The 13,485-nt window shown below is 37.5% G+C and carries 12 protein-coding genes; 6 read left to right on the top strand and 6 right to left on the bottom strand.

Annotation, left to right across the window (positions count from 1 at the left end; translation table 11 throughout):
• Nucleotide 1 precedes the first annotated feature (1 nt).
• Nucleotides 2-955 carry a phosphoribosylaminoimidazolesuccinocarboxamide synthase gene (locus P0077_RS16700; RefSeq protein WP_276166344.1) on the bottom strand — a complete coding sequence of 318 codons (954 nt, stop codon included), beginning with the start codon at nt 953-955 and terminating at the stop codon, nt 2-4.
• A gap of 40 nt (nt 956-995) precedes the next feature.
• Complete coding sequence (locus P0077_RS16695; protein ID WP_194526950.1) at nt 996-1,949, bottom strand: PhoH family protein; 954 nt, start codon at nt 1,947-1,949, stop codon at nt 996-998.
• A 290-nt stretch (nt 1,950-2,239) separates the two neighbouring features.
• Between P0077_RS16695 and P0077_RS16690 the strand changes: the two genes are divergently transcribed.
• The 4 genes from P0077_RS16690 (at nt 2,240) to dnaN (ending at nt 6,875) form a co-directional block, all read left to right on the top strand.
• A complete protein-coding gene (locus P0077_RS16690; protein WP_276166343.1) occupies nt 2,240-3,073 on the top strand; it encodes an SAM hydrolase/SAM-dependent halogenase family protein in 834 nt (277 codons plus the stop codon).
• A 160-nt stretch (nt 3,074-3,233) separates the two neighbouring features.
• A complete protein-coding gene (gldF, locus tag P0077_RS16685; RefSeq protein ID WP_276166342.1) occupies nt 3,234-3,962 on the top strand; it encodes a gliding motility-associated ABC transporter permease subunit GldF in 729 nt (242 codons plus the stop codon).
• Nucleotides 3,962-5,626, top strand: coding sequence for a gliding motility-associated ABC transporter substrate-binding protein GldG (gene gldG, locus P0077_RS16680; protein WP_276166341.1), 1,665 nt, complete (start codon nt 3,962-3,964; stop codon nt 5,624-5,626). The genes gldF and gldG overlap by 1 nt, the downstream gene beginning before the upstream one ends.
• A gap of 130 nt (nt 5,627-5,756) precedes the next feature.
• Nucleotides 5,757-6,875 carry a DNA polymerase III subunit beta gene (gene dnaN, locus P0077_RS16675; RefSeq protein ID WP_194526946.1) on the top strand — a complete coding sequence of 373 codons (1,119 nt, stop codon included), beginning with the start codon at nt 5,757-5,759 and terminating at the stop codon, nt 6,873-6,875.
• A 73-nt stretch (nt 6,876-6,948) separates the two neighbouring features.
• Here the strand turns inward: dnaN and P0077_RS16670 are convergent, their stop codons facing one another.
• A complete protein-coding gene (locus P0077_RS16670) occupies nt 6,949-7,314 on the bottom strand; it encodes a DUF4870 domain-containing protein (RefSeq protein ID WP_276166340.1) in 366 nt (121 codons plus the stop codon).
• Nucleotides 7,315-7,437: 123 nt separating this feature from the next.
• Complete coding sequence (locus tag P0077_RS16665) at nt 7,438-7,890, bottom strand: hypothetical protein (protein ID WP_276166339.1); 453 nt, start codon at nt 7,888-7,890, stop codon at nt 7,438-7,440.
• A 140-nt stretch (nt 7,891-8,030) separates the two neighbouring features.
• Between P0077_RS16665 and mnmE the strand changes: the two genes are divergently transcribed.
• The gene (gene mnmE, locus P0077_RS16660) at nt 8,031-9,428 is read left to right on the top strand and encodes a tRNA uridine-5-carboxymethylaminomethyl(34) synthesis GTPase MnmE (protein WP_276166338.1); all 1,398 of its coding nucleotides are present in this window, start codon (nt 8,031-8,033) and stop codon (nt 9,426-9,428) included.
• A gap of 104 nt (nt 9,429-9,532) precedes the next feature.
• Here mnmE and P0077_RS16655 read toward each other — a convergent pair whose 3' ends face one another.
• The gene (locus P0077_RS16655; protein WP_276166337.1) at nt 9,533-11,869 is read right to left on the bottom strand and encodes a TIR domain-containing protein; all 2,337 of its coding nucleotides are present in this window, start codon (nt 11,867-11,869) and stop codon (nt 9,533-9,535) included.
• 294 nt (nt 11,870-12,163) lie between these two features.
• Between P0077_RS16655 and P0077_RS16650 the strand changes: the two genes are divergently transcribed.
• Nucleotides 12,164-12,430: a hypothetical protein gene (locus tag P0077_RS16650; protein WP_276166336.1), complete on the top strand. Its 267-nt coding sequence runs from the start codon at nt 12,164-12,166 to the stop codon at nt 12,428-12,430.
• A gap of 399 nt (nt 12,431-12,829) precedes the next feature.
• Here P0077_RS16650 and P0077_RS16645 read toward each other — a convergent pair whose 3' ends face one another.
• The gene (locus P0077_RS16645) at nt 12,830-13,411 is read right to left on the bottom strand and encodes a MiaE family protein (protein ID WP_276166335.1); all 582 of its coding nucleotides are present in this window, start codon (nt 13,409-13,411) and stop codon (nt 12,830-12,832) included.
• Between the last annotated feature and the right edge of the window lie 74 nt (nt 13,412-13,485).

Below are 13,485 nucleotides of genomic sequence, written 5' to 3'. Positions count from 1 at the left end.
CTTAGACACCCTTCAAGTAATTCAATACATTGATTTCTATACGACTCTGAATATCAGATATATTCGCCTTAACAAATCGTTCCCCGGTTATATTCTCGTACAATTCAATATAACGCTCAGAAACGGACGCTATATAGTCATCGCTCATCTCTGGCAAGGTCTGCCCTTCCAGCCCTTGAAAATCATTTTGAATCAACCATTGCCGAACAAATTCTTTGGATAATTGCTTTTGAGGCTCCCCTTTGGATTGCAACTCTTCATAGGTATCCGCATAAAAATATCTTGAAGAATCCGGTGTGTGAATCTCGTCTATTAGAACGATTTTACCGTCTTGGGTCTTTCCAAATTCATACTTCGTATCCACTAAAATAAGTCCTCTTGAAGCCGCAATTTGGGCTCCTCTTTCAAAAAGGGCCCGTGTATATTTTTCCAACACCTCATAATCCGCTTCAGAAACAATACCTCTTTTAAGAATATCCTCTCTTGAGATATCCTCATCATGATCACCCATTTCCGCTTTGGTAGCAGGCGTAATAATGGGCTCGGGAAATTTATCATTTTCCTTCATTCCCTCCGGCATAGGTACGCCGCACAACATGCGTTTACCGGCCTTATACTCACGCGCAGCATGACCCGATTGATAGCCCCTAATTACCATTTCTACTTTAAAAGGCTCGCAAGCATGCCCTACTGCAACATTTGGGTCTGGTGCACCCATCAACCAATTGGGAACAATATCCTTGGTAGCATCCATCATCTTTGTGGCAATCTGGTTTAGTATTTGTCCTTTGTAAGGAATACCCTTTGGCATCACCACATCAAAAGCCGATAAGCGATCCGTGGCCACCATGACCAAAACCCCATTTTCAAGTTCATAGACTTCACGAACCTTGCCTTTATAAATACTTTTCTGGCCCGGAAATTTAAAATTGGTATCTGTAATGGTACTGCTCATTGGATAATGGTAATTTTCAATGTAAAAAGAAAGGTTGCTATTAATTCTGGTGCTCTATATTCTTGTAAGCATCAATAACTTTTTTCACAAGTTTATGACGGATAACATCTTTATCATCTAGATAAACGATTTCAATACCTTGGGTGTTCTTAAGAATCAAAAGCGCTTCCTTAAGACCTGAAATCACCCTTCTTGGTAAATCTATCTGACCAGGGTCTCCCGTAATTAAGAATTTGGCATTTTTCCCCATACGGGTAAGAAACATTTTCATCTGCGCATGCGTGGTATTCTGTGCCTCGTCCAAAATAACAAAAGCATTATCCAACGTACGTCCACGCATAAAAGCCAAAGGTGCAATTTGTATGATGTCGTTCTCTATTAAATGTGCCAATTTTTCAGCGGGAATCATATCTCTTAGGCCGTCATACAAAGGTTGCATATACGGGTCTAATTTCTCTTTTAAATCTCCCGGTAAAAAGCCAAGATTCTCGCCAGCCTCTACTGCAGGTCTAGTTAAGATAATACGCCTTACCTGCTTTTCTTTCAGTGCTTTAACAGCAAGTGCAACCCCCGTATAGGTTTTACCGGTACCCGCAGGCCCTATAGCAAAAACCATATCGTTTTTCTTGGCCGCATCAACTAACTTTCGCTGGTTTACGGTTTGTGGCTTTATAAGCCTACCATTAACACCGTGCACCAATGTTTCGCCACTATTTGCCGGCGATTCATAATCTGAAGACGTATTACTGGTTAGTACCCTTTCGATTATATTTTCGTCCAGTTTATTGTATTTGCCAAAGTGCACCGTAAGCATATCAAAACGCCGTTCAAATTCCTCAAGGAGTTCTTCATCGCCGTAGACTTTTATTTTGCTTCCCCTAGCTACTATTTTCAACTTTGGAAAATACTTTTTAAGCAAGTCAATATTTTCATTTTGTTGCCCAAAAAATTCTCTTGGGCTTATCTCGGTAAGTTCTAATATAAGTTCGTTCAAAAAACAGAGGTGTTAAAATGAAAGCCTGTGAACATAATATTTCGCTTGGCTATTTTTTTGTTATAATTTTGTTTAACAAACTTAACGAAAATTTCAGTTTGCCTAACTAAAACATATCAACATTACTGTATGATAGCGAACTCAAATAATCATATTCATTTATTCTCAAATAGCATCTTGCACAGCTTTCTATACAGGTTTAGCGTAGTTATTACGGTTTCACGCTTCACAGGTCGTTTATTCCAATTTAACAAAATACCTGTTTTTCCTGATGTAAATGAAAGTAATTTATGAATCCGATTATAACGCTAACCACAGATTTTGGTCTTAAAGACTATTTTGTAGGCACCCTTAAGGGAACCATATATAAGGAACTTAACGATGCCAGAATAGTTGATATCTCCCATAACATAAGTCCGTTCAACATTCAAGAATGTGCCTATATCCTAGAAAATTCATACAAGCATTTTCCCGAGGGCACTATACACATTGTTGGGGTGGACTCAGAACCCACACCAGAGAACCAGCATGTGGCAGTATTGGTAAACGGCCATTATTTCATAAGCGCCAACAATGGAGTTATTGGTCTTATTACCAGTGAAATAAAACCTGAAAAGGTAGTGGAATTAAATATTCCCAATCCTAGTCACGGTTCTTTTCCCGTATTGGACGTGTTCGTTCAGGTTGCCTGCCATATAGCTCGGGGCGGCACTTTAGAGGTGGTAGGAAGATCATTTGACCAGCTTAAAGATTTAAGGGAGTTCTCACCTACCGTTACTGATAATGGAAGTAAAATAATTGGCAGCGTTGTTTACATTGATAATTATGGAAACGTGGTAACCAATATTAGTAAGAACTTTTTTGAAGCCTACCGTAAGGGGAGGGATTTTGAGATTACCGCGCGGACTACCAAGTTCACCAAGATTCATAATAAGTACAGCGACATCATCAACTTTGACCTTGAGAAAAGTCAGCGTAAAGGTGCTGGAGACCGGTTAGCACTCTTTAATAGCGCCAATTACATTCAGCTTGCTATTTATAAAAGCGACCTGAATACAGTTGGCGGAGCCTCTACCCTTCTTGGTCTTGATTTTAGAGACACCATTACCATTACTTTCTCATAACAGATTGAAAAACGACTTGGATTGTATTTAACAAATGTTCGTTTAATTTATAATTGTTTATAAATTTGGGATTATACTTTTAAGTATGTTTTAAAAATAACCATAAACCGAATGTATTTTGCTCCTTATGAACTGGGGCGTTCAAAATCTAAAGCCGTATATGCTTGCCATTTTTAAACGTGAAATACAATCGTTCTTTACATCGCCCATAGGGTATTTGGTCATCGGGCTTTTTCTTGTACTGAACGGATTGTTCCTTTGGGTATTCAAAGGCCCTTTTAATATTTTTGATTACGGCTTTGCCGATCTAAGCAACTTTTTTCTCCTAGCGCCTTGGGTATTTCTTTTTCTGATACCCGCTATAACCATGAAAAGTTTCTCTGAAGAAAAAAAATTAGGGACTTTAGAGCTGCTTTTTATTAAACCCATTTCAATTTGGGAAACGGTTCTTGGAAAATTCTTCGGAACTTTCGCTTTAGGACTTATAGCTCTTGTACCCACGCTTCTCTACGTTTATAGCATTTCGCAATTGGGTACCACAAACGGCAACTTAGATACCGGACTGGTTCTAGGCTCTTATTTTGGTACCTTATTTTTAATGAGTTGTTATACGGCAATAGGTTTATTGGCTTCAACCTTATCAGAAAATCAGATTGTCGCTTTTATAGTAGGAATAATTTTATGCTTCCTTTTTTATTATGGATTTGAAGGTCTTGCCACTCTTTTTGAAGGAGAAACATTAGTGTTCATTGAAAAATTAGGGATGAAACACCATTTTGAAAGTATAGCAAGAGGCGTTTTAGATACACGAGATTTAGTATATTTTATCACTTTAACCATTTTCTTTCTTTTTCTAACCGTTATACAACTTAAAAACACGAACCGGTGATGAAGAAAAATCTAATTCCAATAGTTTCGGCTTTAGCGATTCTAATCGTATTGAATTTTATTTCCGGTTGGGTGTATACGCGCTTTGACCTTACGGAAGACCACAGGTACACCTTATCCGAAGAAGCCCTACAAACTGTTGAATCTTTTGACCAACCTGTTATTGTTGATGTGATTTTAGATGGAAACCTTCCTCCTGAATTCATAAAACTACAGACCGAGACGCGCCAGCTACTGGAGGAATTTGCATCAAAGAACAGTAATATAAAATTCAGTTTTATAAATCCGTTGGAGGACGCCTCACAAATTGATGGCACCATAACAGATTTGCAAGCATTAGGACTGACTCCCGCTCAAATTACAGTTGAAGAAAATGGAAAGACTTCACAAGAAATTGTTTTCCCATGGGCCATGGTCAACTACAACAATAAGACCGTTAAGATTCCCCTGTTAAAAAACAAACTGGGCGCTACCACCGAAGAACGAGTCAACAATTCCGTTCAACATTTAGAATATGCTTTTACGCATGCTTTTGCTAAAATAAGCATAACTGAAAAAAAACAGATTGCAGTACTAAAAGGTAATGGTGAGTTAGATGACATTCACTTGGCGGATTTCTTGACCTCCATAAAAGACTACTATAATATTGGTGCTATTACTTTAGATTCGGTAGCTACCAATCCTCAAAACACACTAGACCAGCTTAAAAACTACGATTTGGCGCTAATAGCCAAACCCACAGAGCCGTTCACGGATGCCGAGAAATATGTGTTGGACCAATATATAGTGAGCGGAGGAAAATCTATGTGGCTCATTGACCAGGTAGATATGGAATTGGATAGCCTTTTTAACGAAAATGGAGCGGCCATGGCATTGCCAAGGGATTTAAACCTGAATGATTTCTTTTTTAAATATGGCGTTCGAGTGAATCCCAATTTGGTAAACGACATGTATTTTACCCAAATTGTCCTAGCTTCGGGGGAAGGTAACGCTTCCGAATACAATCCCGTGCCATGGTATTACAATCCTATGGTTTTTTCAAAAAATGACCATCCGATCAACAATAACCTAGAAGCTATTCGCTTTCAATTTGCCAATTCTATAGACACTTTAGCCAATACCTATACAAAAACGGTACTTCTATCAAGCTCACCCTTATCTAAATTGGACGGCACACCAAAACAAATTAGCCTAGACCTTATTAACACACCTCCCAAAAAAGAGCTGTACAACAAAGGAAATAATCCGCTGGCCGTTCTGGTATCGGGAAAATTCACCTCGGCCTTCGCAAATAGAATCAAACCAATTTCTTTAAAAGGGGCTTTGGACAAAGGTGAAAAGAACCAAATTTTGGTGGTTTCCGATGGCGATATTATCCGGAATCAAATACGGAACAACCGGCCGTTAGAATTAGGCTATGATAAATGGACAAACAACTATTACGGCAATAAAGAATTTTTAATAAATGCGTTGAATTTCCTTTTAGACGAAAAAGGACTTATAAACATTAGAAATAAAAAAGTTGCGGTACCCTTTCTGGATGACCAAAAGATGACAGACCAAAAAACTAAATGGCAACTAATAAATATTGGCCTTCCCGTGGGGTTGACACTTCTTTTTGGAGCAATTTTCAGCTATTTTAGAAGGCGTAAATACGGGGCCTAGATGTTAATAAGTTTGTTTCGGTAAAAAATGCATTTCAAATATCTTTGTTTCATTCAGGTTTTTCGAAGCTTGTATCAATATCGAGACATATTAGACACTATATACCACAAATTGAAATAACGATTCTCCTATGAAATTCATAGTATCCAGCACCTATCTCTTAAAGCAGTTACAAGTTTTAGGCGGTGTTATCAATAACAGTAACACCTTACCTATTCTAGACAATTTTTTATTCGATCTAGATAACAACAAATTAACGGTCTCCGCTTCTGATCTTGAAACTACAATGAGCTCGGTATTAGATGTTGATTCGGACAACCAAGGAACCATTGCCGTTCCCGCTCGTTTGTTGTTGGAGACGCTAAAGACTTTTCCTGAACAACCGCTAACTTTTGTTGTAGAAGACAATAACACCGTAGAAATAAGCTCTAATCACGGTAAATACGCATTGGCATACGCTGATGGTGCTGAATTCCCAAAAGCAGTTGAACTGGCCAACCCTAGCTCCACTACCCTTCTTGGCGATATTTTAGCAACTGCTATTGACAAAACCATATTTGCTGCAGGTAACGATGACCTTAGACCGGTAATGAGCGGCGTTTTCTTTCAGTTCTCTACGGAGAATTTAACTTTTGTCGCTACAGATGCCCACAAATTGGTAAAATACCAAAGAACGGATGTTACGGCTTCACAGGTTGCGGAATTCATTATGCCTAAAAAACCCTTGACGCTGTTAAAAGGAATTTTGGCCGGTAGCGAATCGGATGTTATAATTGAATATAATGATAGTAATGCCAAATTCAGCTTTGAGAATACAGAGCTTATTTGTCGTCTAATCGATGGAAAATATCCTAATTACGAAGCCGTAATTCCTAAAGAAAACCCTAATGTACTTTCTATCGCCAGAAATCAATTTTTGAGTTCTGTAAAAAGGGTGGCTATTTTCTCCAATAAAACTACCCACCAGATACGACTTAAAATTGCTGGCGCAGAACTGAATATTTCTGCCGAGGATATTGATTACAGTAACAAAGCGGAAGAACGCTTAACTTGTTCTTATCAGGGAGACGATATGCAAATAGGTTTTAACTCTCGTTTCTTAACAGAAATGCTGAACAACCTTACTTCTGATGATGTATCATTAGAAATGAGCTTACCGAACAGAGCAGGTATCCTAACGCCTATTGACGGTCTTGATGAAGGAGAAAACGTAACTATGCTAGTAATGCCGGTGATGCTGAACAGCTAGGAAGTTATTTTAAAATACAAAAGCCCCAAGAAATACTTCTTGGGGCTTTTTGTTTATATATGTTTTTTATATTTTAAGATATAAAAGGAATAGTCATAAAGGTATTGGGTTTTTCGCCATTACTTGCTCTTACTGCATTTACTATAGGGATTATAAACGCTACGATACCTATAAAAATTAAACTTAAAATACCTAGGCCCAAAAGTAATATAGCAGGAACACTAATAATAGTCCCGAGTAATACAGTTAACTGAAAGTTTATAATAGACTTGCCATGCTCGTCCATACCAACAACACTGTCTTTAGAGGTAAGCCACAACAACAAAGGAACTACGAGGCCGCCAAAACCTGTTATGTACGTTAAGAATTGTGATAAATGGGCAATGACCAACAGTTGATTATTCTGTTCTAATGTTTTGTTTTGATTAATGATTTCCATTTTTTGATTGTTTTAGAGGTTCTGTATATACGACGAACAAAAAGAGGAAATGTTACATTACAAAACAAAAAATCCCGTAAGAATCGGTTCTTACGGGATTGAAAAATATATTTTTTTACTTGTTTACAACTTTCTTTCTAGCTTAATCAGTTTTTCCTGATTTTTGTTCATGCTAACTTTTATTTTATTCAGTTTCTTTTCAATTTTAGCAACATCATTTGGAGAAAGTTTGCCCTTAATTTTATCAACCTCCATTTTGTCACTTATTTTAGCAACCTTCTTTTCATCTTTTTCCAATCCCTTTTTTATAGAATTGATTTGACTTGTAAGCTTTTCGTATTTCTTTTGAGCTTTTTCTGATTTCTTCTGTGCTTTTTTTGCCGCTTTCGCTTCTTTTTCAGCTGCTTTTGCCTCCTTTTCGGCCGCTTCTATCTGTCTTCTGATTTCCTTGGCCTCACGCTCCGCCTGCTCAACCTGGGATATGGAATCCATTTTAACCCCGCCGTCTTCCTGTGCAAATGAGAAAGTTGAAACTCCAACTAGAAACACCAAAAATGTCAATACTCGCATGTTCATAATAATATAGTTTTAATAGTTAATGGAGGGCGAAGGTAATTATTTTCCTTAATTCATAAACATTAGCGTCATTTATTTTTGATGTCTTAAATTGACATTTGCTTCTACTTGTTTTTCCCTATTTTTGCAAAAACTTTTTAATGGTCCCAAACGATAATATAATAGCATTGGCAACCCCTTCGGGCGCTGGTGCAATTGCCGTCATTCGTATTTCAGGAGAAACTGCAATAGACATTGCCGCTACTTTTTTCAAATCTGCCTATGGTAAAGATTTAAGAAAAAAGAAGAGCCATACTATTAGTTTAGGTCACATTACAGAAGATAATAAGATTCTGGACGAAGTTTTAGTTTCCATTTTTAAAGGTCCAAATTCGTACACCGGAGAAAATGTAGTTGAGATATCCTGCCATGGCTCCCCTTATATACAGCAGCAGATAATTCAATTATTCCTTAGGAATGGCTGCAGGACCGCAGATGCCGGGGAATTTACACTAAGAGCCTTCTTAAATGGCAAAATGGACTTAAGTCAGGCCGAAGCTGTTGCCGACCTTATTGCCAGTGATAATGCCGCTAGTCATCAAATTGCCATGCAGCAGATGCGTGGTGGGTTCAGTAATGAGATCAAGAGCCTACGAACAGAACTTCTAAATTTTGCTTCGCTCATAGAACTTGAACTCGATTTTTCCGAAGAAGATGTAGAGTTTGCGGACCGTACTCAATTTAAAGAGCTATTGGCACGTATTCAGAAAGTTTTAAAAGGTCTGATCGATTCTTTTGCGGTAGGAAATGTAATTAAAAACGGAATTCCTGTTGCCATTGTAGGCGAACCCAACGTAGGTAAATCTACCCTCCTCAATGCTTTTTTAAACGAAGAACGTGCACTGGTCTCCGACATTGCCGGAACTACCCGAGATACTATTGAAGATGAAATAGCCATTGGTGGTATAGGGTTTCGTTTTATTGACACCGCAGGAATTCGTGAGACCGAAGATGTTGTGGAAGGCATGGGGATAAAACGTACATTCGAAAAAATTGAACAAGCTCAAGTAGTATTGCTTCTAGTTGATGGCTCGAAAATTCTCGCCGATGAACAAAAGCTGAAAAATATTGTTTTTGATTACGAGAAAATTAAGAATCAGAATCCTCAGAAACCTTTGGTACTTCTGGTCAATAAGGCCGATACCCTATCAGACACCGATAAAAATACCATTTCCGAGCATTTACAAAATGTAAATTACCTCTCCGCAAAAACAGGCGAAGGCGTAGAAGAATTACAGGATAGTCTTTTGGAGTTTGTAAACACTGGAGCCCTTCGTAATAACGAAACTATAGTCACCAATACACGGCACTACAATTCCTTGCTAAAAGCGCTGGAAGAAATAGAAAAAGTGCAATTTGGCATGGAAGAAGACCTCTCTAGCGACCTGATGGCCATAGACGTTCGTGAAGCGCTATACCACTTAGGGGAAATCACAGGGCAAGTGACGAATGACGAGTTGTTGGGGAATATATTTGCTAACTTTTGTATCGGGAAGTAACTATAGTTTCATTTATCTCTATTCCATCAACTTTATGAAAAATAAAAATGGAATATCACTAAAAAAAGATTGGCTGATTTTTTCTGTAATTCCCAACTTCTTAGCTATAGCTGAAGATCTTTTATGGCCCTGACCCGGAATTTCCGATGTGTTCCTGAGCTGTTATAGTGATACGAGGCATTGCCATCACTGAATTTTACAAGACGCGCTTGATGCTTGTCAAAAGGTGTAGCGCTCCAATACAACTCGGCTACGAATTTACCTTCGTTGTCCGCACCCTGTCCGATAGTTTTATATAGGAGACGCAATTCATCTATCTCAGGCAACCGCCAGCCTTCACCTAATTGTTCGTGAATACTCATCGCATCTTTCCATGCCATGGGACCTTTATCCTCCATATAAGCAATTTTACCAGTTTTGTTCAATGGGTCAAAGGCAAAAATGATACCGCCATTATATGTATCTCCAATACCTAGTTTTAGGATAGCCGCTGCCTGATTCTCCGGCTTCTTTTCTGTAATTACTTCAGCAGTGAAATCAGAATCGGAATTTAAATCAAGTTCAGAATCGACTGGCACTTCCTCAATTTCCGATAGTGTAATCGGCTGTTTTTCAGAATCTCCTTGAATTACGTAAATCAATATGCCAAAAATAACTAGTGCTACCGTTAAGAGGCCAGCACGAACGCTTCCTATCTTACTTGCATATATATAATTCTTGGCTTCCCTAAAAAATTGACTGAATCCTGTAGCTGATTTGACTTTATATTTTTGTAAAGTGGTTCGAGTTTTATTTGTGACGCTGTTTAACACCTCAACTATTCTCCCCTTTTCAACCTTCTTTCCTGCTACTTTGGATTTTGCTGCTTTTAAAAAGTGTTTAATCCCTTCTGCGCTTTGCTCTTGATATTCTCGCAAAGCCAACCCAGTTCTTTTTAGGACTTTTTTCAGTTCCTGAACTAATTCGCTAGGTTTTTTCTCCTCTACAGGAACCTGAATTTTCGTTTCTTTATCTACCTGCCTTTCTTCTTGAACCAAACTTTTGGCCTCAGCAACTACTTTTTTACCAAATAGATAATTAATTCTTGTAAAGTTCTTTTTCGTAATTGTTTTGAGGACTGCGACCCGTTCATATAGTTTCTTGTCCCATTGCGCCTCTCGTAAGTTTTTCAAAAGTACAGTCCATCTTCCCTCCTTTAAGACTATTTGGGTCTTTGGTTCTTCTTTGACCGACCTTTCTTCTTGAATAACTTCAGAAGCTTCGACCTCCCTTTTTCTGTCAAATTGGTAGTTATGTCTTGCTAGATTAGTTTTTCTAGTTACGGTTTGATCTACCGGAACTGTTTCATTTGATATCTTTTCCCGTTGCGTCTCTCTCTGAGGAATTGCAATTTTTGCGCTACTTTTCTCCTCTACTACTATTTGGATTATAGGTTCTTCTTTGGCACGCTTACTTTCCGGAACTATAGTTCGAGCCTCTATCGTGTTCTTATTACTGAATCGATAATTATATTTTGCAAGGCCGTTTTTTCTATTCGGTATTCTTTGGGTCGTAACTGTCTCCCCTAATACTTTTTCCCATGCCGCGTCTCTTAGCGGTTGTGTTACTTGTTCGTGCCTTTTCTCACCTATTGCTATACGAGCTTTTATAAATTCTCTTTCTCGGCTTTCGTCTTGAACTACTACTCTTCTCGCCTGGACCTCTTTTTCAATTCGTATTTGGTTTTCCGCTTTCTGTCTTTGCCTTTTCTCTCTTCTAATTAATTCTTTAGCTTCGGCCTCTTCTCTAAGTTTTTTATTTTTTTCCTCTCTCCTTTTTAATTCAGCTTCTTCTTTCTGTTTTTTCTCGATATCGGCTTTAGTATCAACCTCGCTTTCTCCGAAAAAATTCATTACAATTTGCTCTTCCTTCTTTTTATTCAGCTCCTTCTTCTCTCCCTTGTTTTCGGATTCCTCCAAAGCAATTTTTTTAGAATATGATGCAAGTAAACCGCGAACATAAAAGCCCACTTGCATACAAACTTTATCCGTTGGGTTCCAACCGCCTACTAGTTTTTCATCTCTACGGAAGACTTGTAGTTCCTTAAAGTTAAAATTGTAATCGTCAGAGGTGAATTCAATGTCCCATGGACAACTTTCCAAAAGTATAGGTATAACAGTGGCCCCACCCTCTTTATAGCGGTCTATAACATTTTTAAATTCATCATACTTGATAAATTCCGAATTCATAAAAGCATTGCTGAGTAAAAATAGAAATACATCTGCACGCTCCAATTGTGAAGAATATTGTGGATTTAACGGCTGTTCTCCATCAATGGCATCATCACTCCAAATAGCTATATTGAAGTCCTTTGCCAAAGGTTGCAAATGAGGCAATAGATACTGCAGCACATCTTTATCTTGGCTGGAATAAATCGCAAAAATGTTGTTCGTTGAACTCATTTAAAAAAACACAACTGTAAGTGAAATCCTATTAAATATAAAAGTCAAAAACTACTTAAAGTAAATAATTTGACAAACTGTATTTTCCGCTGAAACATAGTGAATTATATTCTAAAAAGCAGTACTAAGTATTAAATATTTTTCAATTTGAAAAAGTATCAAAATTTCAACATAAATACGAATGTTATGAGGGTTTTGGTTGATAGAAGTTGTTGATTTTTCAATACATCGATTTTCTAACCGTTGTCAACCCTCCTCATATTAAATAGGAAGCCTGTAATCAATTGCAAATACATGAGTCATTTTAAAAGCCTTTTGACTACAGACGATAAAGAAATCAAGAAGAGCCTGCAAAAAAAGTCAAGGAAAAATGAGAAGAAGGTACCTGAAAAATTTATAGGTATTATCGTCTCGAATACAAACCGAGAACCCATAAAAGATGACGTTTTTATTTGCTTGGACGACAGACCTAGCATTTTAAAAGCTAGTGAAATAGACGGACGCATACTTCAAAAAATGAAAACGTTCATAGACATATTTATAAATGGAATGGTGGGCTAATAGTATCACCTAATGAAAAAAGCAGCTTTTCAGCTGCTTCTTACTATTTATTAAATTTTGTCCTTTACTTCCCAACGTAAGTTAATGCGGTCAAGAAAGTTTTGTTTTTACCTCCATTTGCGGATATGAAAAAACTATCATTCCGGCAGCCTTCGTTGTCTTGTAAAATGGAGTTAATTTAACCTCCAAAACAAGTTCCCGCCGTTGAATTTGTTTAATAAAAGAAACTAGACAAGATTTAAAAACTAGTCATATTGTACAAAATATGTGATACTGGTTATACTCTAAAATTATAACCATACCTCTTCTAGCTTTCAATTAATTACAAATAAAATTCAAACTAAAAACTTCTGATTCAAGAATTAAATACACTTAAACTTTAAACTTAGTGTAGATGTTTTACCCATGTATGGTTTCATCCTTTCCGTAGTTCTTTATCACTTCTGCTTCGAACGCTACCAGCTCTTTCCAACGTTTATCTACATCAACATCTTGGCCATATTTACGAGCAAAACCAATAAAAGTAGTGTAATGGCCTGCTTCGCTAATCATTAAATCACGATAAAATTTTGAAAGTTCCGGGTCTTTTATTTCTTCCGAAAGTAGCTTAAAACGTTCACAGCTCCTGGCTTCGATCATAGCCGAAAACAAAAGTCTATCTACCATAGACTGAAGTCTACTTCCTCCTTTGTTCATGAACTTATACAACTCGTTAACATAGCTGTCCTTGCGCTCCCTACCTAACGTATACCCGCGCTTTTTAATAATATCGTGGACCATTTGAAAATGAACTAATTCTTCTTGCGCCAATAAAAGCAAGTCTGTGACTAAATCCGGATATTCAGAATTGAGCGTAATTATAGTAATGGCGTTAGTAGCCGCTTTTTGTTCACACCATGCATGATCCGTTAGTATTTCCTCTAGGTTTTTTTCAACTATATTAACCCAACGTGGATCAGTAGCTAATTTTAAATGAAGCATGGGCTATTATTTTGTTATAAACTACCTTGGGAAAATCCCACTAGGCATAAAAAGGAATACACTTTGATTTCAAG

Origin of the sequence: Zobellia alginiliquefaciens (assembly GCF_029323795.1) — a bacterium.
GTDB classification, from domain to species: domain Bacteria; phylum Bacteroidota; class Bacteroidia; order Flavobacteriales; family Flavobacteriaceae; genus Zobellia; species Zobellia alginiliquefaciens.
Note: the sequence above shows the minus strand (reverse complement) of the source record. Positions and strands in the feature narration are given on the sequence as shown.